Below are 19,337 nucleotides of genomic sequence, written 5' to 3'. Positions count from 1 at the left end.
CCGAGCCTCTGTGCTCCGCGTGGTCTCCCGAGCCGGGCGCTCCCCGCCGCCGGCTGACCCAGACTGTAGCCCTTGCAGAAAGTTGCAGCAAGAGTTTGTTGCCTGGAGGCGCGGAACGAGGCCGGTCGGACAGCGCGTCTGGCTGCCTGACCGGCCTCGGGTGCGGTGTGCGACGTATCGACGCTGCGGGTCAGCCCGCGAGGTGCCCCCACCGCGGCGCCAGGTCGCTCCAGGGGCCGACCTCCGCGATCGCGCCGTCGTGGAGCACGACGACCCGGTCCGCCCGAGCGAGGGCCGCACGCTTCGACGTCGAACCGATCACCGTGGTCCCCCGCTCGCGCAACGACGACCACAGCTCGATCTCCGTCGCGGCGTCGAGAGCGCTCGACACGTCGTCGGCCAGGAGGAGCTCGGCGTCGGTCGCGAGCGCCCGGGCCAGCGCGAGCCGCTGCACCTGACCGCCCGAGAGCCGGACACCGCGGTGTCCCACGAGCGCCTCGTGCCCACCCGCCTCGACCACGTCCCGCTCCATGCGCGCAGCCGCGACCGGACCCGTGACCTCACGCTCGTGCCCGAGCCGCACGTTGTCCGCGAACGTCCCGGACAGCACGCGCGGGACCTGCGCGACGTGCGCGACCTGCCCCGGACGCAGGAAGGTCTGCGCGTCCTCGACGTCGGTCCCGTTCCAGCGGATGTGGCCCGTGTGCTCCATGAGTCCCGCAAGAGCTGCGAGCAGGCTCGACTTGCCCGCCCCCACCTGACCGAGGAGGAGCACGAGCTCGCCGCGCTCGACCGTCAGGTCGACCCCCTGCACGCCGATCGTGCCGTCGTCGTGCAGCGCGCTCATGCCCGCCAGCTCCAGGAGCTCGAGCGCCTGCCGTGCGCCCGGGACGGGCGTGGGAGCCTCGCCCGAGAGGAGGTCGACGCCCGGAGGCAGGTCCATGAGGTCCGCCCCGGCGGCGAGCCGACTCGTCGCACGCTGCCACGACCGCGTGCCCGGCGCCTCGGTCACGACCGCCCCCGCGACCACGCCGAACCACCCGAACCCGTTGACCGCGTTCGCGACCAGGAGCGCCGTCGCGAGGTCCCACGTGCCCGTCAGGAGCCCGGCCCACGCGGCGACGACGCCGAGCTGGATCATGACGAGCGGCACCCCGTCGAGCGCGGCCTGCACCCGGTGCTCGAAGATCGCGGCCCGCACGCGGCCTGCGTCGACCTCGTGCAGGTGCGCGTGCACCTGCGGGGTCCGGGCCGCGAGCTTGACCGAGCGCGCCGAGTCGAGCGCCGACACCAGGGCACGCCCGAACCGGGCGCGGGCGGCCGAGGACCGCGTGGCCGACCGGCCCGCGATCGGGCGGCCGAGCGCCGACGCGGCCGCCGAGACGACCATGACCGCGAGCAGCACGGCCCCCGCCAGCCACGACCTGCTGAGCAGGGCCGTGACCCCCGCGATGACGAGCCCGTTGACGAAGTCGACCCAGCGGTCCGCGTACCGCACGAAGCGGTCGGCGTCCATGGCCCGGGCCACGACCTCGCCCGGCGGCGTGGACGTGAGCCGGTGCTGGCGCGTCTGGCCCGCCATGACGGACATGCGTACGCGCAGCAGGACCTCGATCCACCACCGCGGGTAGACGTACAGGGCGCGCGCGAGGCACAGGGGCGCGACCACGAGGAGCACGACGAACGGGACGAGCAGCGCGACCGGGAAGCCCTCGTCGAGCCCCTGGACGGCGTGCCCCCACAGGAAGCCCGTGACGGCACCCTGCGCCGAGACCAGGCTCGCCACGAGGAACAGCCCGGCGCCCACGACACCCCACGCGGGACGCACGAACAGCGCGTGCAGCACGCCGCGCGCGAGGCTGGGCCCGTCGCCCGGGTCGGCGAGGGACGGCGGTTCACCGAGCCTGCGTCGGCCGCCGACCGCCTCCGTCGACGGGTCGCCGTCGGTGACGGCCACTGGCGCCGCGGTTCCCACAGAGAGCACCGATGCGCCCTCGGCCGGGCGCGCGCCGTCCAGGACCTGCTCGTTCCGCCTCCCGTCGACCAGCGCCGACGACGGCTCCCCGTCCTGCGCGACGCTCGCGTCGAGCAGGTCGCGGTAGGGACCGGCGACGCGAGCGAGCGCGGCCCGATCGCCCTGCTGGACGACGCTTCCCCGGTCGAGCACAGCGATCAGACCGGCGCGCTCGATCGTCGTGAGCCGGTGAGCGACGAGCACACCCGTGCGTCCCGTGAGCAGCCGCTCCGAGGCGGCCACGACCCGGGCCTCGGTCAGCGGGTCCATGCGTGCTGTGGCCTCGTCGAGGACGACGACCTGGACGTCGCGCACCAGGAGGCGCGCGAACGCGACGAGCTGCTCCTCCCCCGCCGACAGGGACGTCCCGCCCGGACCGAGCAGGGTGTCGAGCCCGTCGGGCAGGCCCGCCACCCAGTCGTCGAGGCGCAGCTCGCGCACCGCGTCCTCGATCGACGAGCGCGGGACGTCGGCGAACAGCGCGACGTTCTCCGCGAGCGTGCCGGCGAGGATCTCGGTCCGCTGGGTCACGACGCCGACCGCGGCGCGCAACGCCTGCAGGTCGAGGTCGCGCACGTCGACGCCGCCGAGGAACACCGCACCGTGCGGCGGCTCGACCGCCCGGGACAGCAGCGACGCGAGCGTCGACTTGCCCGAGCCGGTGCGCCCCACGAGCGCGACCGTCGCACCGGCGGGCACGTGCAGGCTCACGCCGTCGAGGGCGAACGTGCCCTCGGCGTAGGAGAAGTGGACGTCCCGGAGCTCGATGCCGACCGGCCCGGCGGGCACGTCGCGCCCACCGACCGGCTCGGGGGCGACCGAGAGCATCTGCCGGATGCGTGTGAGCGCCCCGAGCCCCTCCTGGATGTCGGGCAGGTGGTGCACGAGGTTGTCGGTCTGCCCCACGAACATCGAGGTGACGAGGAACAGCGTGACGAGGCGGTCGACGCCCAGCTGGCCGTCGGCGGCGAGCGCGGCTCCCGAGACCGCGACGCCCGCGAGGAGCGACGCGAGCACGAGCCCGGCCCGCCGGAGCATGCGCGACTCGACCGACAGCACTGCCTCGAAGCGCCGGTGGACCTGCGCCGACCGTTCGGCGAGCCGCCGCACCGCGAACGACTGGCCCAGGCTCGTGCGCAGGTCGTCGCGCGCCGCCACGGCCTCCTCGAAGACGGCCGCGTGGTCCGTCCAGGCCGCTTCCTCGATCACCTTCCGGCGAGCGATCTCACCGAGCATGGGGCGCACGACGAGCCCGGCGACCAGGCCGAGCACGGGGAACAGGATCCACGCGGGCCACCACGTCAGCCCGGCCACGACCCACATGGGGATCACTCCGACGAGCGTGCGCCCCGCACCCCAGGCCTGGCGGCGCACGAGCGTGCCGACGGCGTGGGTGTCGTCGTCGACGCGGTCCAGCACCTCGCCGACGGCCTGCTCGGTGAGCGTGGCCAGGGGCTGGTGCAGGGCTGCGGAGAGCAGGTCGCCGCGCAGGCGCCCCTCGGCCCGGTCGACGACCCCGGCCCAGACGACCTGCCCGACCGTGTCGAGCAGCGCCGCGCCCACGATGCACGCGGCGAGGAGCTGGAGCGTCGCCGTCGTCGGGTCGGCCGCGAGCCAGCCCGCGACGACCGTGCCGTACGCGGCGCCGACGGCACCGATCGTGAGCGCGACGAGCGCGACGACGGCCTGCGGTCCGCGCAGCCGCCGCCAGTCGAGGCGGCGTGCCGGGTCCGTCGAGGTGGCGGTCAAGGAGGAGGGGGCATGGTCTGGGCCGGTCGGAGAGCCGGTGGGTGCATCGGTCATGGCCCGTCGATCCTATGGCGGTGCTCCGGCGCGCACGCAGGGATTTTCCGCGCCCGAGACCACCCGGTCCGCGCCGGGCGCCGGACCTGAGGACGGTCGGGCGACCACGTCGAGCCGCCTGACGAGCCTCGGGTCCGACGCCCGGGACGAGGTCAGATCAGACCGAGTCCCCGCACCGCGTCGCGCTCCTCGACGAGCTCGGCGACCGAGGCGTCGATGCGCTCGCGCGAGAAGTCCGAGATCTCGAGCCCCTGGACGATCTCCCACGCCCCGCCGCGCGAGACCACGGGGAACGAGGCCATGAGGCCCTCGGGGACGCCGTACGACCCGTCGGACACGATGCCCGCGCTCGTCCAGTCGCCCTCGGGCGTGCCGTTGACCCAGTCGAACACGTGGTCGATCGCGGCGTTCGCGGCCGAGGCGGCCGACGAGGCGCCGCGCGCGTCGATGATCGCCGCGCCGCGCTTCGCGACGGTCGGGATGAACTCGCCCGTGAGCCAGGCCTGGTCCGCGGCGAGCTCGGCACCCGGGCGGCCGGCGACGTCGGCGTGGAAGACGTCCGGGTACTGGGTGGCCGAGTGGTTGCCCCAGATGCTGACCTTGCGGACCTCGGACACGGGCACGCCCGCTCGCTTGGCGACCTGCGTGAGCGCACGGTTGTGGTCGAGGCGTGTCATGGCGGTGAAGCGGTCCTTGGGCACGTCGGGCGCGTTCGACGCCGCGATGAGCGCGTTCGTGTTCGCCGGGTTCCCGACGACGAGCACGCGGATGTCGTCGGCCGCTCCGGCGTTGATCGCCTCGCCCTGCGGCTTGAAGATGCCGCCGTTGGCCTCGAGGAGGTCGCCGCGCTCCATGCCCGGGCCGCGGGGGCGCGCCCCGACGAGCAGGCCGACGTTGGCCCCCTCGAACCCGGCGCGCGGGTCGTCGAAGATGTCGATGCCCGCCAGCAGCGGGAAGGCGCAGTCGTCGAGCTCCATCGCGGTGCCTTCCGCCGCCTTCACCCCCTGGGGGATCTCGAGCAGTCGCAGGCGGACGGGCACGTCCGGTCCGAGGAGCTGACCTGCGGCGATGCGGAACAGCAGGGCGTAACCGATCTGACCGGCGGCTCCGGTCACGGTCACGTTCACGGGAGTTGTCATGGCCACACTCTGTCACAACGGCCCCGTTCCCCACCCCACGGAACGCCCGACGGCGCCGCCCACCTCGGGAGGTGAGCGGCGCCGTCGGGCGTGCGGAGGCGAGGGTCAGGCGGCCAGGCGGGCGGCCAGGTTCTCGTCGAGCGCCGCGAGGAAGTCCTCGGTCGTCAGCCACTCCTGCTCCGGGCCGACCAGGAGCGCGAGGTCCTTGGTCATCTTGCCGGACTCGACCGTCGTGATGACGACGTCCTCGAGCGTCTCGGCGAACGCCGTGACCTCGGGGGTGCCGTCGATCTTGCCGCGGTGCATGAGGCCACGGGTCCAGGCGAAGATCGACGCGATCGGGTTGGTCGACGTCGGCTTGCCCTGCTGGTGCTGGCGGTAGTGACGCGTCACGGTGCCGTGCGCGGCCTCGGCCTCGACGGTCTTGCCGTCCGGGGTCATGAGGACCGACGTCATGAGGCCGAGCGAGCCGAAGCCCTGCGCGACGGTGTCGGACTGGACGTCGCCGTCGTAGTTCTTGCAGGCCCAGACGTAGCCGCCCTCCCACTTCATGGCCGAGGCGACCATGTCGTCGATGAGGCGGTGCTCGTAGGTGAGGCCCTTCTCAGCGAACGCCGCCGCGAACTCCTGATCGAAGATCTCCTGGAACAGGTCCTTGAACTGGCCGTCGTAGGCCTTGAGGATCGTGTTCTTGGTCGACAGGTACACCGGGTAGTTCCGCTGCAGGCCGTAAGCGAACGAGGCGCGCGCGAAGTCCTTGATGGACTCGTTGAAGTTGTACATGCCCATCGCGACGCCGCCCTCCTCGGGCATGGTCACGACGTCGAACTGCATGGGCTCGCCACCGTCGGACGGCTCGAACGTCATGGTGACCTTGCCGGGGCCGGGCACCTTGAAGTTCGTCGACTTGTACTGGTCGCCGTGCGCGTGACGGCCGATGATGATCGGCTTGTTCCAGCCCGGCACCAGGCGCGGGATGTTGGAGATGATGATGGGCTCGCGGAAGACGACGCCGCCGAGGATGTTGCGGATGGTCCCGTTCGGGGAGACCCACATCTTCTTCAGGCCGAACTCCTCGACGCGTGCCTCGTCGGGGGTGATGGTCGCGCACTTGACGCCCACGTTGTACTGCTTGATCGCGTTCGCCGCGTCGATCGTCACCTGGTCGTCGGTGGCGTCGCGGTTCTCGATCGACAGGTCGTAGTACTTGAGGTCGATGTCGAGGTAGGGGTGGATGAGGCGGTCCTTGATGAACTGCCAGATGATGCGCGTCATCTCGTCACCGTCGAGCTCGACGACCGGGTTGACGACCTTGATCTTGCCCATGCGGGGGTAACTCCAACTCTGCGAGGGGAACCTGCGGCCGCCCGGGGGCTACCGGCGGGTGCCGGAACTCGCGCGCGCGAACCGTTGATGCTGACCGCCGCCCAGGGTACTCGACTTCTCGACATCAAGATACTTTCTGTCCGGTCCGCACCGCGGACGCCCCCGCCCGACGGCGCCGCCCGCCCCCGCGGGCCTGGTCGCCCCCTGGCGCGGGCGCCCGCAGAGAGTGAGACTGGTCACGAACCGATCAGCGAACTCCCAGACATCGGTGGCAGGATGCCTCCGAGATGCCGGTTCTGCACCGACCTCGCATGTTCATCCCGAACGTCCGGCCTTCCCGGACCCCACACAGACACCAGACAGGAACACCATGTCCCAGGACACTTCAGCACCTGACGCAGTCGTCGTCGAAGAGACGACCGTCGTGGTCGGGCCCAGCCTGCTCGCCCGGCTCGGCGCCGAAGCCTTCGGCACGTTCTTCCTCGTGCTCGCGATCCTCGGCGTGGCGCTCTACAGCGTCGGCGGCCTCGGCGCCGGCACGGTCGGCGTGGCCCTCGCGGGCGGTATCGCGCTGCTCGGTGGGATCGCCGCGGTCGGCCACGTCTCCGGCGGGCACTTCAACCCGGCGGTGACGCTCGGCGCAGCCATCGGCGGGCGCACCGCCTGGGCCGACGTCCTGCCCTACTGGCTCGCACAGCTCGTCGGTGGCGTCGTCGCCTCGGCCGTGCTGTTCGCGACCATCCCGGCCTCCGCACTGCCCGTCCTGCAGCAGAGCGGGCTGATCTCGGACGCGACGCAGCAGGCCTTCCTGTCCGCGACCGCCAACGGCTTCGAGGAGCACTCGCCGCTCGCCGTCGCCACCAACGGGGCGTTCTCGTTCAGCATCTGGTCGGCGCTCATCATCGAGATCGTCGCGGCCGCCATCCTCGTCGGCGTGATCCTCGGGGTCACCGACAAGCGCTCGAACTCGAAGCTCGCACCCGTCGCGATCGGCCTGACGCTCACGGTCCTGCTGCTCGTCGCCACGCCGTTCACGAACGCGGGCCTCAATCCCGCCCGCTCGTTCGCCGCCGCGGTCTTCGCCGGCGGATGGACCTGGAGCCAGCTCTGGCTCTTCGTCGTCGCCCCGCTCGCGGGTGCCGCGATCGCCGCGCTGTTCTACCGCGCGTTCGCGTTCGCTCCCGTCCAGGACGACCTCCTGGCCGAGGACGAGGTCTTCGTGGTCGACGAGGCCGCGGTCGTGTCCGAGGGCACGGGGGCCGCGCCCGCTTCGGCCGCTGCCGGCGCCGCGACGGCCGCCACGGTCGCCGAGGAGGCGGCGACCCCCGCCGCCGAGGTCCCGGCGGCCGTCGAGACGGTCGAGGTGACCGAGACCATGGAGACGGTCGAGGTCGTCGAGGCCGCCGAGCCCGACGCCCCCGGTGCCAACGGACCCGACGTGTCGGACGCCGAGCCGACGGACGGCACCGCCCCCAAGGCCTGACGCCACCGCTGCACAGGACGACGAGGCCCGGTCCGCCGCCGCGGACCGGGCCTCGTGCTGTCCGTGGCCGTGGTGTCAGATGTTGGGGACCGTGACGGCGAGCGTGCCCATGGCACCGGCCATCGCGAGGTACATGACGACGTCGGTCCACCGCGTGCGGACCGTGAGCCCGACGGGTCCCGGCCCCGGCAGGAAGGCACGGACGCCCGCCCCGGCGACGAGGATCCCGACGAGGACCAGCACTCCGGCGCGCGCCCCGACGACCAGCGTCACCGCGACCGCGAGCAGCACCCCAGCGAAGACGAGCCACATCGCGAGGTTGCTCTGCGGGGCGGGCACGACCACCGTGGCCCGTCGGTCGAGCGGCTCGGTCCCCCCGTCACCGCCGGAGACCCGGGGGATCCCGGACGGCGGGGCGACGGGCGCGAGCGGACCCCCGGTCGCCGCCTGTCCGTCGGCGGTCCCCTGAGTCTCCGACGCGCCGTCGAGCCGGTGCCACGAGGGCGCCGCCGGCGGTCGGTGCTGCGTCGGGGTGCCGTTGTGCGGGCCGCGCCCGGGCGCGGTGACGTCGCTCACGCTTCCCACCAGTTCACGAGTCCGAGCCTACCGCCGACTACCGTAGGGATCGTGCCCTCACCAGTCACCACAGCTGTCCTACCGCACTCGCGGCGCCCTGCGGCCGGGTCGGTCGTCGTCGTGGGCGCGGGGCTCGCCGGCGCCCAGACCGTGGCGGCCCTGCGGGCGCACGGCTTCACGGGTCGCGTGACGATCCTCGGGGCGGAGGGCGTGCCGCCCTACGACCGCCCGCCGCTCTCCAAGGAGCTCTTCACGCGCACGGGCCCGGCCTGGCTGACCGACGAGATCGGGGTCGACGTCACCGTCCTGGCCGACGAGGCGCTGCTCGACGACCCCGCGGTCGACCTGGAGCCCGGCACCGGTTCCGTCACGGTCACGACCCGCTCGGGCCGACGCGTCACGGCCGACGTCGCGGTCCTCGCACTGGGCTCCGAGCCGGTGCGCCCACCCGGCTGGGAGGCCGCGCTCACCCTGCACACCGCCGACGACGCCTCTCACCTGCGCGCGCGGCTCACCCCCGGGACGCGCCTCGTCTCGATCGGCGCCGGCTGGATCGGTGCGGAGGTCGCCGGGGTCGCCTCGCAGGCAGGGTGCGACGTCACGGTGCTCGAGGCGGCCCGGACACCGCTCGAGCGTCAGCTCGGCGCCGAGGTCGGCGCCCACCTGGTCCGCTGGTACGCCGACGCGGGTGTGCGCCTGCTCACCGGGGCGCAGGTCACCGAGGTGGGCGACCGGTACGCGGTGCTCTCGGACGGGCGCACGATCGAGGGCGACCTGGTCCTGGCCGCGGTCGGCGCACGGCCCGCGACCGCGTGGCTCAAGGGCACTCTCCCCCTCGACCCGCGGGGCTCGATCCGGGTCAACAGCGCAGGGCGAGTGGCTCCCCCAACCGTCGCGGCGCCGTCGGGCACCTCGGGGCACCTGCCCCTCAAGGCGCTGCGCCGCCTGTACGCCGTGGGTGACTGCGCGACGCGCGACAGCGCGGTGTTCGGGCCCGTGCCCGGCGGGCACTGGTCCGCGGCGCTGCACGACCCCGAGCCGACCGTGCGGGCCGTCCTCGGCATCGACGAGATGTCCGCCGAGCCGCAGCCCGTGCGCGCGCTGCTCGGGCTCGCGCCCGTCCCCCAGCACGCGCCCTACGTGTTCTCGCAGCAGCTCGGGCACGACATCGCGCTGTTCGGCACGCCCTCGCCGTTCCACGAGGTCGTCTACCGCGGCGACCCGAGCGGCGGGGCCACCGGCCACGAGGGCTGGACCGCGCTGTACCTCGAGACCGTCGCGGGGGCGCACCGCACCAACGCCGAGGGGCACCGGCTCGCGACCGTGCGCGCGATCCTCGTGGTCGACGCGCCGCGCGAGGTCGGTCAGGTGCGCAAGCTCATGAACCGCGACGTGGCGCTGCACGTGGACGTCGAGGTCGCGACCGACCCGGGACGCAGGCTGCGCGAAGCGGTCGTCTGAGGCCCCCGCCGCCGGGCAGTCCTGCTGCCGAGCATGCGGTTGTCGTCCGCATCCGGGTGAATCCGGACGACAACCGCATGCTCGACCGACGGCAACCGCATGGTCGGCACCCGGTCCGGTGCCGACAGCCGGCCCTGCGGACGGTTCAGTGCGCGAAGTGGCGCGTGCCCGTCAGGTACAGCGTGACGCCGGCGGCCTGCGCGGCCGCGACGACCTCGTCGTCGCGGACCGACCCACCGGGCTGCACGACGGCCTTGACGCCCGCGTCGAGCAGGACCTGCAGGCCGTCGGCGAAGGGGAAGAACGCGTCGGACGCGGCGACCGAGCCGCGTGCGCGCTCCTCGCCCTCGGCGCCGAGGGTGTTGGCGCGCTCGACCGACAGGCGGCACGAGTCGACGCGGTTGACCTGGCCCATGCCGATGCCGACCGCGGCCCCGCCCTTGGCGAGCAGGATCGCGTTCGACTTCGCGGCGCGCACGGCCCGCCACGCGAACTCGAGGTCCGCGAGCGTCTCGGCGTCGGCGGCCTCGCCCGTCGCGAGCGTCCAGGACGCGGGGCTGTCGCCGCCGGTCTCGGACGCGGCGTCGAGCCGGTCGACCTGCTGCATGAGCAGGCCACCCGAGATGGGGCGGATCTCGACGCCCGCGCTCGGGGCGCCGTCGACCTGGAGCAGGCGGATGTTCTTCTTGCGCGAAAGGACCTCAAGCGCTTCCGGCTCGTAGCCCGGGGCCACGACGACCTCGGTGAAGACGCCTGCGATCTGCTCGGCCGCGGCCGCGGTCACCACGGCGTTGGTCGCGATGACGCCGCCGAACGCGGAGACGGGGTCGGTCGCGTGGGCCTTGGCGTGCGCGTCGGCCACGTCGGCGCCGACCGCGACGCCGCACGGGTTGGCGTGCTTGATGATCGCGACCGTCGGGGCGTCGCCGTGGTCGTGCGCGGCGCGCCACGCGGCGTCGGCGTCGACGTAGTTGTTGTAGCTCATGGCCTTGCCGTGGAGCTGGGTCGCCTGCGCGAGGCCCGTGGCGCCGTGGCCGGTGGTGTAGAGCGCGGCGCGCTGGTGCGGGTTCTCGCCGTAGCGCAGCACGTCGGAGCGGTCCCAGGTGGCACCGACCCAGGCGGGGAAGCCGGTGGAGACCGGGCCGTCCTCGCCCTGCACCTCGTCGGTGGGAGCGACGACGCTGCTCATCCACGAGGCCACGGCGACGTCGTAGGTCGCGGTGTGCACGAACGCCTGCGCGGCGAGCGCCTTGCGCTGCGCGTACGTGAAGCCGCCCGCCTGCACCGCGGCGACCACGTCGCCGTAGGCGGCCGGGTCGACGACGACGGCCACGCTCGGGTGGTTCTTCGCCGCGGCGCGGACCATCGACGGGCCGCCGATGTCGATCTGCTCGATCACCGCGTCCGGACCGGCGCCCGACGCGACGGTGTCCGCGAACGGGTAGAGGTTGACGACGACGAGCTCGAACGGCGCGATCTCGAGCTGCGCCAGCTGGTCGAGGTGGTCCTGCTTGCGCGTGTCCGCGAGGATCCCGGCGTGCACGCGCGGGTGCAGCGTCTTGACGCGCCCCTCGAGGCACTCGGGGAAGCCCGTGAGGTCCTCGACCTTGGTCACGGGGACACCGGCCGCAGCGATCGTGGACGCGGTCGAGCCCGTCGAGACGAGCTCGACGCCCGCGGCGTGCAGGGCCGTGGCGAGCTCGACGAGGCCGGTCTTGTCGTAGACGCTCAGCAGGGCGCGGCGCACGGGGCGCTGGGCGTCGTCGGCGATCTGGGTCTCGGGAGTGGTGGGGGCTGCGGACACGAGGGGCTCCTGTGGGTCGGCGGGTCGCGGAATTCCGGTCACCAGGCGCCCAGGCGGACGACGCACCAACAGGTCGATCGGACGCTCCCCGGTGGTCGTTCCCACCCTCGCCAGTCGCGGCCGCCTCCGATCCTACCGCGCCGGGTTCGCAGCGGACCTCGCCAGGTTCCGCTCCCTGCCCGACGGCGCCTCGCACCCGGGGTGAGCGGCTCCCCCGGGGCGCGTGGCGCCGTCGGGCCGCATGCACGTCGTGCGAGCAGCCGGGCGCGAGCGCTCCCGGGCCTCGCCCACGCTGCGCCGCTGCACGCGAGATGCGGCTGTCCGGGGTCGGGGGGACGCACCGGCCCCAGATGGCCGCATCTCGGCGGAGGGCGCCGCGGACCTCGGCGGCGCGCCGCCGTCAGGCGACGACGTCCGAGGCCAGCAGCTCGTCGAGGCGGTCGTAGCCCTCGCTCATGCCGTCGGCCATGCCCGAGCCGACCATGGCGTCCCGTGCCTCGACCGACTGATGGACCGAGCGCGTGAGGATCCTGGTCCTGCCGCCCGGCAGGTCCTCGAACGTGACCTCGTCGAGGTTCACGTGCCCGGGGGCACCTGCGAACTCGAAGGTCTGGACGGCCCGGGTGTCCGGCACGACCGAGTGGAAGGTGCCGAAGAACCCGTACTCCTCCTCGCCCGCGCGGTGCGCGTAGGCCCACGAGCCAGGAGCCTGGCCGCGTCGATGTCCACGGTCGCGCCGTCGTAGCAGCCCTCGAGGCGTGGCCCGAAGAGCCGAGCGAGGACGCTCCCCGGGTCGGCTTCTGGGGCGTCCGCAATGTTGCGCCGCGTGTCCACGACCTCGATGTCGCGCGGCGAGTTGTCAGAACGAGCGTGACCTCGAGCTCACGCTCGTTCTGACAACTTCGCTCGCGGGTGGTTCCGCGCAGGCTCAGCCCAGCAGCGCCCGGCGACCCTCGACCCTCAGGCCCTCGCGCGCAGCCCGACCGACCGTCTCGACCAGCAGGGCCCGCTCCGCGACCTTGATGCGCTCGTGCAGCACCCGCTCGTCGTCGGAGTCCTCGACGGCCACGGCCGCCTGGGCGATGATCGGTCCCGTGTCCACGCCGTTGTCGACCACGTGGACCGTGCACCCCGTGACCTTGACGCCGTACGCGAGCGCGTCGCGGACCCCGTGCGCGCCCGGGAAGGACGGCAGCAGCGCAGGGTGCGTGTTGATCGTCCGGCCCGCGAACCGGTCGACGAACGCGGGGCTCAGGATGCGCATGAACCCCGCGAGGACCACCAGGTCCGGCGAGAAGACCGCCACGGCCTCCGCGACGCCGTCGTTCCACGCGTCGCGGTCCGCGAAGTCGCCCGGTGCGACGACGACCGACGCGACCCCCGCCTCACGCGCCAGGTCGAGAGCCCCCGCACCCGGCTTGTCCGTCACGACGCCCACGACCCGTGCCCCGTAGGCGGGATCCTCGTGCGCCGCGAGCAGCGCGGCGAGGTTGCTGCCCGCCCCCGAGACCAGGACGACGACCCGCGCCGCGCTCGTCGTGTCGATGGGCTGACCGGAAGGTGTGCGCACGGTGCTCCTCGGAGGCGTCGGCAGTGGTGGAGAATGGGGGAGAAAAGCCAGGTACCACCCTAGTCCGCGCCGGACAGGTGCCGGTCTGCTCCCCACCCCCTGGGCGGAGGGCTCCCGCCGGTCCGCCCGGTGCCACCCGCGAAGCACCGAGGAGCTGCCGATGGGCAACCCGTACGCGCCCCCACGTCCCGGCGCCCAGAAGCCGACCGACGAGGCGCGCAGGCCCAGCCCTCCCCCGGTGCAGGGGCCGCCCGCTCCCCCCGCCCACGACGTCCCGCCCGGTCAGGTCGGCCCGGGCCGCCCCGGCGGCGGTCCTCCCGCGCCGGGCGAGCCGCCCGTGCCCGTCGACCCCGACACGCTGCGCGCGACCACGCGACAGGTGCTGCACTTCGGGTTGCTCATGCTCGTCACGCTCGTCACGAGCTCGCTCGCGTTCCCGTGGCGGGTCTCGAGCCTCTTCTTCGCGGTCGTGACCATCGTGTTCGGGGTCCGGGCGATGCGGGCGGTGTGGCGTGCCCGCCTGGGCGGGGCGCTGCTGCCCGCGGTGGCCGTCGGCCTGGGCCTGACCGCGACCATGTCGCTGTCGATGCTCGGAGGGCTCGCGATGTGGGACGTCGAGCTCGACAACCAGCAGTGCCTCGACGGCGCCATCACGGTCGCCGCGCAGCAGGAGTGCGCGGTGCAGTACGAGCAGGCGCGCGAGCAGTGGACCAAGGACCGGCTGGGGCAGTAGGTCCGTCCAGCCCCGGGACCGGTCCCCCACCCCCGGCGAGGTCAGTCGACGGGGGCGGCCTCGTCGTCGGGCGCGGCAGCGTCAGGCGCGGTGTCGTCGTGACGGTGACGCACCCGCTCGGTGACGGCGGCCTTGCCCCACGCCAGCGCGAGCGCCGCGCCTCCCGCGATCTCCGCGGCCACGACGCCGCCGGCGAGCAGCGGCGGCGCGCCCACCTGGGCCATGCGTCCCGGTCCGACGGCGCCGCCCGCCAGGACCTGCAGCACCACCACGAGCAGGCCCACCGTCAGGGCGACGCCCACGAGCGCGAGGCCCAGGTCCACCCAGCGGGCGTCGTGCCGCCCGCACCGGCGCCACACGAACACCCCGGCCACGATGCCCATGACCACGACGAGCACGGGGGCGAACGAGGCCAGGACGGTCGTCCACTCGGGCCCGGGCAGGGCGCCGAGGATCGGGACGGCGGGCAGCGCGCCGGGCTCGGAGGCGCTCGTCGTGAAGCTGCTCCCCTCGCCCACCACGAAGCCGGGCCCCGCGATCCAGGAGCCCACCCAGAGCACCAGGTTCGGGACGACCGCGAGCTGCGAGACCGCGAGGATCAGGCCCCCGAGCGCACCAGGGGCGAGACCGACGACGATGTCGCCCGACGTCGCCCGACCGGCGACGACCCAGGCGCCGACCACGACGCTCGACAGCCCGACCAGCAGCGCCAGGCCCAGCAGGCCCGCGCGGGCACCGAGCCGCACGACGGGCGGGACGTACGGGTCGAGGACCGCGGTCAGGTCGGCGACCCTCGGCGCGTCGGGACGCGTCAGGATCCCGGCCCCGAGGCCGATCCCCGCGACGGCCGCGCCACCCAGGAGCGCGAGCAGGACGTCCCACCCCGGCGCCGACCCCGCGAGCAGCGCGATGACGAGCGTGGCGAGCGCGTAGACCCCGACACCGACGGCCCACGACGACGTCGCGGTGTGCGCGGAGCGGCGGGCCGACGCGAAGCACGTGAAGACCATCAGCACCGTGAGCCCGAGCGGCACCATCGTGATCGAGGTGCCTGCGGCCGCGAGCGGGACCCCGTGCGCCAGGAGCCAGAACCCGGCGGCGACCGACACCGACTGGCCCCAGCCCCCGGTGTCACCGTCGCCCGGCCCCGCGGAGGACGCGAGGAACGCTGCGACGGCCGGCAGGATCACCACGGCCAGCGAGAGGGCGAGCGCCTGGAGCGCGGCGACCACGCCGGAGATCCAGCGCCGTGGGGCTTCGAGGGGGCGGCGAGGACCGCGGGCGGGCTCCTCGACCGTGCGGGGTGCCCGTCGCCCGGCGACGGACTGGGTGGGCGTGGTCATGGTCTCCATCGTCGTCGATCGGTCGGCCCTGGCGGTGCAGGTCGGGCGGCGCGCCCGCGATCGGCGCACGTCCCGGGCACCTGCCCGACGCCTGCCCGGGAAGAACAGGGTACGCCGACGGCGCCCGGCCGTTGGATGGCCGGGCGCCGTCGGACGCTGCTGAGCGTTGCTCAGCGGGGCGTGATCAGGAGAGGATCTCGCGCATGAGAGCGGCGGTCTCGGACGGCGTCTTGCCGACCTTGACGCCCGCGGCCTCGAGGGCCTCCTTCTTGGCCTGCGCGGTGCCCGACGAGCCGGAGACGATGGCGCCGGCGTGGCCCATGGTCTTGCCCTCGGGAGCCGTGAAGCCCGCGACGTAGCCGACGACCGGCTTGGTCACGTGCGCCTGGATGTACGCCGCGGCACGCTCCTCGGCGTCGCCACCGATCTCGCCGATCATGACGATCGCCTCGGTGTCGGGGTCTGCCTCGAACGCCGCGAGGGCGTCGATGTGCGTGGTGCCGATGATCGGGTCGCCGCCGATGCCGATCGCGGTCGAGAAGCCGAAGTCACGCAGCTCGTACATCATCTGGTAGGTCAGCGTGCCGGACTTCGAGACGAGCCCGATCTTGCCGGGGCCCGTGATGTCGGCCGGGATGATCCCGACGTTCGACTTCCCGGGGCTGATGATGCCCGGGCAGTTGGGGCCGATGAGGCGGACGCCCTTGGCCTCGGCCAGGGTGAAGAACTCCGCGGAGTCCGCGACGGGGACGCCCTCGGTGATGATGACGGTCAGCGGCATGCCGGCCTCGATGGACTCGACGACCGCGGACTTGGTGAACGCCGGGGGCACGAAGATCACGGAGACGTCGGCGCCCGTGGCGGCCATCGCGTCGGCGACGGACCCGAACACGGGGACGTCGACCGTTCCGTCACCCTTCGGGAAGGAGACCGAGGTGCCGGCCTTGCGCGGGTTCACGCCGCCCACGATGTTGGTGCCGGAGGCCAGCATGCGCGTGGTGTGCTTCTGGCCCTCCGAACCCGTCATGCCCTGGACGATGACCTTGGAGTCCTCGTTGATGAAGATTGCCATGTCTGTCTGTTTTCTCTCTCGGGTCTCGGGTCAGGAAGCGGCGTTGGCCAGCTCGGCAGCCTTGCTGGCGCCGCCGTCCATCGTCTCGGCCAGGGTGACGAGCGGGTGGTTCGCCTGGGCGAGGATCGCGCGCCCCTCTTCGACGTTGTTGCCGTCGAGGCGGACGACGAGCGGCTTGTTCGCCTCGTCGCCGAGGATCGCGAGCGCCTGGACGATGCCGTTGGCGACCTCGTCGCACGCGGTGATGCCGCCGAAGACGTTCACGAACACGCTCTTGACCTGCTCGTCGCCCAGGATGACGTCCAGGCCCGCGGCCATGACGGCTGCGGACGCGCCGCCGCCGATGTCGAGGAAGTTGGCGGGCTTGACGCCGCCGTGCTGCTCACCGGCGTAGGCGACGACGTCGAGCGTGCTCATGACGAGCCCCGCGCCGTTGCCGATGATGCCGACCTGGCCGTCGAGCTTGACGTAGTTGAGGTCGTTCTCCTTGGCCTTGGCCTCGAGAGGGTCGGCCGCGTCCTTGTCCTCGAGCTCGGCGTGGTCCGCGTGGCGGAAGCCGGCGTTCTCGTCGAGGGTCACCTTGCCGTCGAGCGCGACGATCGAGCCGTCCTCGGTGCGGACCAGGGGGTTGACCTCGACCAGTGTCGCGTCCTCCTCCTTGTAGACGGTCCACAGCTTCTGGATGACGTCGGCGACCTGCGTCTTGATGTCGTCGGCGAACCCGGCGGCGGCGACGATCTCGTCGGCCTTCGCCTGGTCGATGCCGACGGTCGGGTCCACGGCGACCTTGGCGAGGGCCTCGGGGCGCTCGACCGCGAGGACCTCGATCTCCATGCCGCCCTCGACGCTCGCCATGGCGAGGTACGAGCGGTTGGCCCGGTCGAGGAGCACGGAGAAGTAGAACTCCTCGGCGATCTTCGCGCCGGCCGCGATCATGACGCGGTGGACCGTGTGGCCCTTGATGTCCATGCCGAGGATCTCGGACGCCTTCTCGGCGGCCTCCTCGGGCGAGTGGGCGAGCTTGACGCCGCCCGCCTTGCCACGTCCTCCGGTCTTGACCTGGGCCTTGACGACCACGGTCCCGCCACCGAGCTTCTCAGCGCCCTCGCGAGCCTCTTCGGGGGTCGTGGCGACCACGCCGCCCAGCACGGGAACCCCGTGCTTCTCGAAGATGTCGCGCGCCTGGTATTCGAACAGGTCCACCCTGTGTCGTCCTTCCATCTGACTGCCTGACCGGCCTACCGATGTCTCGACATCGAGACATCCCGTCACAGGGTAGCCCGGCAGCACGCCGAGACCTACCCGGAGCGGCCCGCCGCCCGGGCCCGGCGCTGTCTCGTTGGCCACACCCCGGGGGCGTCCGTGGGCGGCACGGCACCCGTCGCGGCACGCGCGGTGAGGGTCGGGTCGCGGCCGGGAGAGGGGCCCTGGCCCGCCCGACGGCGCCGCTCGCCACGGGCGGGCGGGTGCCGTCGGGCAGGCCGGAGGACCTACGCCCCGCCGGTCCCGGCAGCGAGGAGCGCGGCGTCCTCCTGCGCGTTGCGCTCGGACTGCTCGTGCGCGCTCGGCATGAGCTCACGACGGGCGGCCTCGGGGTCCTCGGCCCGCAGGCGCCGGATGTACCGCTCGTACCAGGCGAGGGCCGCCCCGAGGAAGACCACCACACCGCCCACGTTGTAGACGAGCGTGAGCCACAGCGCCTGGTCCTCGGGGAACGTCGCTGCCACGAAGCACACCGTGAACAGCAGGACGAGGAACGTGGCGACGCCCAGCCCGAGGCCGCGACGACCCATCATGAAGCTGCGGCTCGCGGAGTCGTAGGACTTCCGCAGCTTCCAGTAGGCGACCAGGATGAGCGCCGGAGGGAGCAGCGCGGTCGCGGCCGTCATGTTGATGACGATCTTGAGCAGCGCGTCGATCGACGAGCCGGCTCCCAGCGTCGGGATGACGAGCAGCGGGACCACGATCGCGAACTGGATCCATGCCCCCCGCACGGGCACCCCCTGCTCGTTGAGGGCTACGACCTTGGGGCCGAAGATCCCCTGCGGGATCTCGGAGAAGAAGATCTTGACGGGCGCCGAGGTCCAGATCATCAGCCCGCCCAGCGTCGCGGCGAGCATGATGACCCCGACGATGCGGATCGTGACGTCACCGGACATCCCGAAGTGCTCCGCGGCAGCCGCCATCGTCACGAAGACGCCGTTCTCGTAGCCGACCTCGCTCTTGTCGACGAACACGGCCATGAGCCACGTCCCGACCGTGTAGACGAGACCGATCGTGAGCCCGGCGATCACGATCGTGCGGACGAACGCCTTGGCGCCACCCCGCAGGTCGTTGAGGTAGACCCCGATGGACTCGGCCCCACCGACCCCCTGGATGATCCAGGCCAGGGTGCCGAGGAACGCCCACGTCGTCAGGCCCGACCCGGGGTCGAGCTTCATCCCGGCGATCGACAGGTCGTTCGCGGGCGTGATCCCGCCGAGCAGCGCGACGACGGCTCCCACGATGAAGATCAGCGCCATCCCCAGCATGAGGGTCGCACCGAACGAGGTGACCTTGCCGATCCACTTCGCCCCTCGCGTGGAGACCCACGTGGCGAGGAAGAAGACGGTGATCGAGAAGACGGCGATCGCCCAGGCCTCCACCTGGACGCCTCGTCCCAGGATCATGTAGACCGCGTAGACGAGCACCAGCGGCAGCAGCGAGATGAAGTAGAACAGGTTGACGAACCAGTAGCAGAAGGCGGTGAAGAACGCCCAGCGCCCGCCGAGCGAGGAGCGCACCCACTGGTAGACGCCGGACTCCGAGTTGCGGTTGAGGCTGACGAACTCGGCGATGATCAGCGTGAACGGGATGAAGTACACGATCGTGGCGACGAAGAAGGCCGGGGCCGCGAGCGTGCCGATCGAGACGTAGTTGTTGATGACGTTGCGGAAGTTGAACACTGCCGCGATGACCATGGTGAACAGGATGAATCCACCGATGTTCTTGCGATCGTTCATGGCTCGTGCTT

At 72.8% G+C, this 19,337-nt stretch carries 14 protein-coding genes and 1 riboswitch; of the genes, 3 read left to right on the top strand and 11 right to left on the bottom strand.

What is annotated here, in order from left to right; translation table 11 throughout:
* Window positions 1–190: 190 nt before the first annotated feature.
* The 3 genes from IE95_RS0105780 to IE95_RS0105770 form a co-directional block, all read right to left on the bottom strand.
* The gene (locus tag IE95_RS0105780; RefSeq protein ID WP_030150688.1) at window positions 191–3,817 is read right to left on the bottom strand and encodes an ATP-binding cassette domain-containing protein; all 3,627 of its coding nucleotides are present in this window, start codon (window positions 3,815–3,817) and stop codon (window positions 191–193) included.
* A gap of 152 nt (window positions 3,818–3,969) precedes the next feature.
* A complete protein-coding gene (locus IE95_RS0105775; protein ID WP_030150687.1) occupies window positions 3,970–4,956 on the bottom strand; it encodes a malate dehydrogenase in 987 nt (328 codons plus the stop codon).
* A 105-nt stretch (window positions 4,957–5,061) separates the two neighbouring features.
* Window positions 5,062–6,282, bottom strand: a complete 1,221-nt coding sequence (locus IE95_RS0105770) for an NADP-dependent isocitrate dehydrogenase (protein ID WP_030150686.1) — start codon at window positions 6,280–6,282, stop codon at window positions 5,062–5,064.
* 370 nt (window positions 6,283–6,652) lie between these two features.
* Here IE95_RS0105770 and IE95_RS18700 point away from each other — a divergent pair, with 370 nt between their 5' ends.
* Window positions 6,653–7,765 (top strand): aquaporin, encoded by a 1,113-nt coding sequence (locus IE95_RS18700; protein ID WP_051702793.1) that lies wholly within the window; start codon window positions 6,653–6,655, stop codon window positions 7,763–7,765.
* A 75-nt stretch (window positions 7,766–7,840) separates the two neighbouring features.
* Here the strand turns inward: IE95_RS18700 and IE95_RS19490 are convergent, their stop codons facing one another.
* Complete coding sequence (locus tag IE95_RS19490) at window positions 7,841–8,341, bottom strand: DUF3017 domain-containing protein (protein WP_051702792.1); 501 nt, start codon at window positions 8,339–8,341, stop codon at window positions 7,841–7,843.
* Window positions 8,342–8,392: 51 nt separating this feature from the next.
* Between IE95_RS19490 and IE95_RS0105755 the strand changes: the two genes are divergently transcribed.
* The gene (locus tag IE95_RS0105755; RefSeq protein ID WP_051702791.1) at window positions 8,393–9,802 is read left to right on the top strand and encodes an NAD(P)/FAD-dependent oxidoreductase; all 1,410 of its coding nucleotides are present in this window, start codon (window positions 8,393–8,395) and stop codon (window positions 9,800–9,802) included.
* A gap of 145 nt (window positions 9,803–9,947) precedes the next feature.
* Here IE95_RS0105755 and purH read toward each other — a convergent pair whose 3' ends face one another.
* The 3 genes from purH to purN form a co-directional block, all read right to left on the bottom strand.
* Window positions 9,948–11,606, bottom strand: a complete 1,659-nt coding sequence (gene purH, locus IE95_RS0105750) for a bifunctional phosphoribosylaminoimidazolecarboxamide formyltransferase/IMP cyclohydrolase (RefSeq protein WP_030150682.1) — start codon at window positions 11,604–11,606, stop codon at window positions 9,948–9,950.
* 40 nt (window positions 11,607–11,646) lie between these two features.
* Window positions 11,647–11,734, bottom strand: a riboswitch (ZMP/ZTP riboswitch).
* A gap of 272 nt (window positions 11,735–12,006) precedes the next feature.
* Window positions 12,007–12,354: an SRPBCC domain-containing protein gene (locus IE95_RS0105745; protein WP_084689870.1), complete on the bottom strand. Its 348-nt coding sequence runs from the start codon at window positions 12,352–12,354 to the stop codon at window positions 12,007–12,009.
* 180 nt (window positions 12,355–12,534) lie between these two features.
* Complete coding sequence (purN, locus tag IE95_RS0105740) at window positions 12,535–13,176, bottom strand: phosphoribosylglycinamide formyltransferase (protein ID WP_030150680.1); 642 nt, start codon at window positions 13,174–13,176, stop codon at window positions 12,535–12,537.
* A gap of 160 nt (window positions 13,177–13,336) precedes the next feature.
* Between purN and IE95_RS0105735 the strand changes: the two genes are divergently transcribed.
* Window positions 13,337–13,909 (top strand): hypothetical protein, encoded by a 573-nt coding sequence (locus IE95_RS0105735; protein WP_030150679.1) that lies wholly within the window; start codon window positions 13,337–13,339, stop codon window positions 13,907–13,909.
* A 41-nt stretch (window positions 13,910–13,950) separates the two neighbouring features.
* Here the strand turns inward: IE95_RS0105735 and IE95_RS0105730 are convergent, their stop codons facing one another.
* From IE95_RS0105730 to IE95_RS0105715, 4 genes are all read right to left on the bottom strand, one after another.
* Window positions 13,951–15,252 (bottom strand): cell division protein PerM, encoded by a 1,302-nt coding sequence (locus IE95_RS0105730; RefSeq protein ID WP_030150678.1) that lies wholly within the window; start codon window positions 15,250–15,252, stop codon window positions 13,951–13,953.
* 184 nt (window positions 15,253–15,436) lie between these two features.
* Window positions 15,437–16,324 carry a succinate--CoA ligase subunit alpha gene (sucD, locus tag IE95_RS0105725; RefSeq protein ID WP_030150677.1) on the bottom strand — a complete coding sequence of 296 codons (888 nt, stop codon included), beginning with the start codon at window positions 16,322–16,324 and terminating at the stop codon, window positions 15,437–15,439.
* A 30-nt stretch (window positions 16,325–16,354) separates the two neighbouring features.
* Entirely contained in the window at window positions 16,355–17,527 is a 1,173-nt protein-coding gene (gene sucC, locus IE95_RS0105720; protein WP_030150676.1) for an ADP-forming succinate--CoA ligase subunit beta, read from the bottom strand.
* Window positions 17,528–17,814: 287 nt separating this feature from the next.
* On the bottom strand, window positions 17,815–19,326 hold the full coding sequence (locus IE95_RS0105715; RefSeq protein WP_084689869.1) for an amino acid permease: 1,512 nt from the start codon (window positions 19,324–19,326) through the stop codon (window positions 17,815–17,817).
* Window positions 19,327–19,337 lie beyond the last annotated feature (11 nt).

It is taken from the genome of Oerskovia turbata, from assembly GCF_000718325.1.
Taxonomy (GTDB): Bacteria; Actinomycetota; Actinomycetes; order Actinomycetales; family Cellulomonadaceae; genus Oerskovia; species Oerskovia turbata.
The sequence above is the reverse complement of the archived record's forward strand: the minus strand, read 5'-3'. Positions and strand labels throughout refer to the sequence as shown.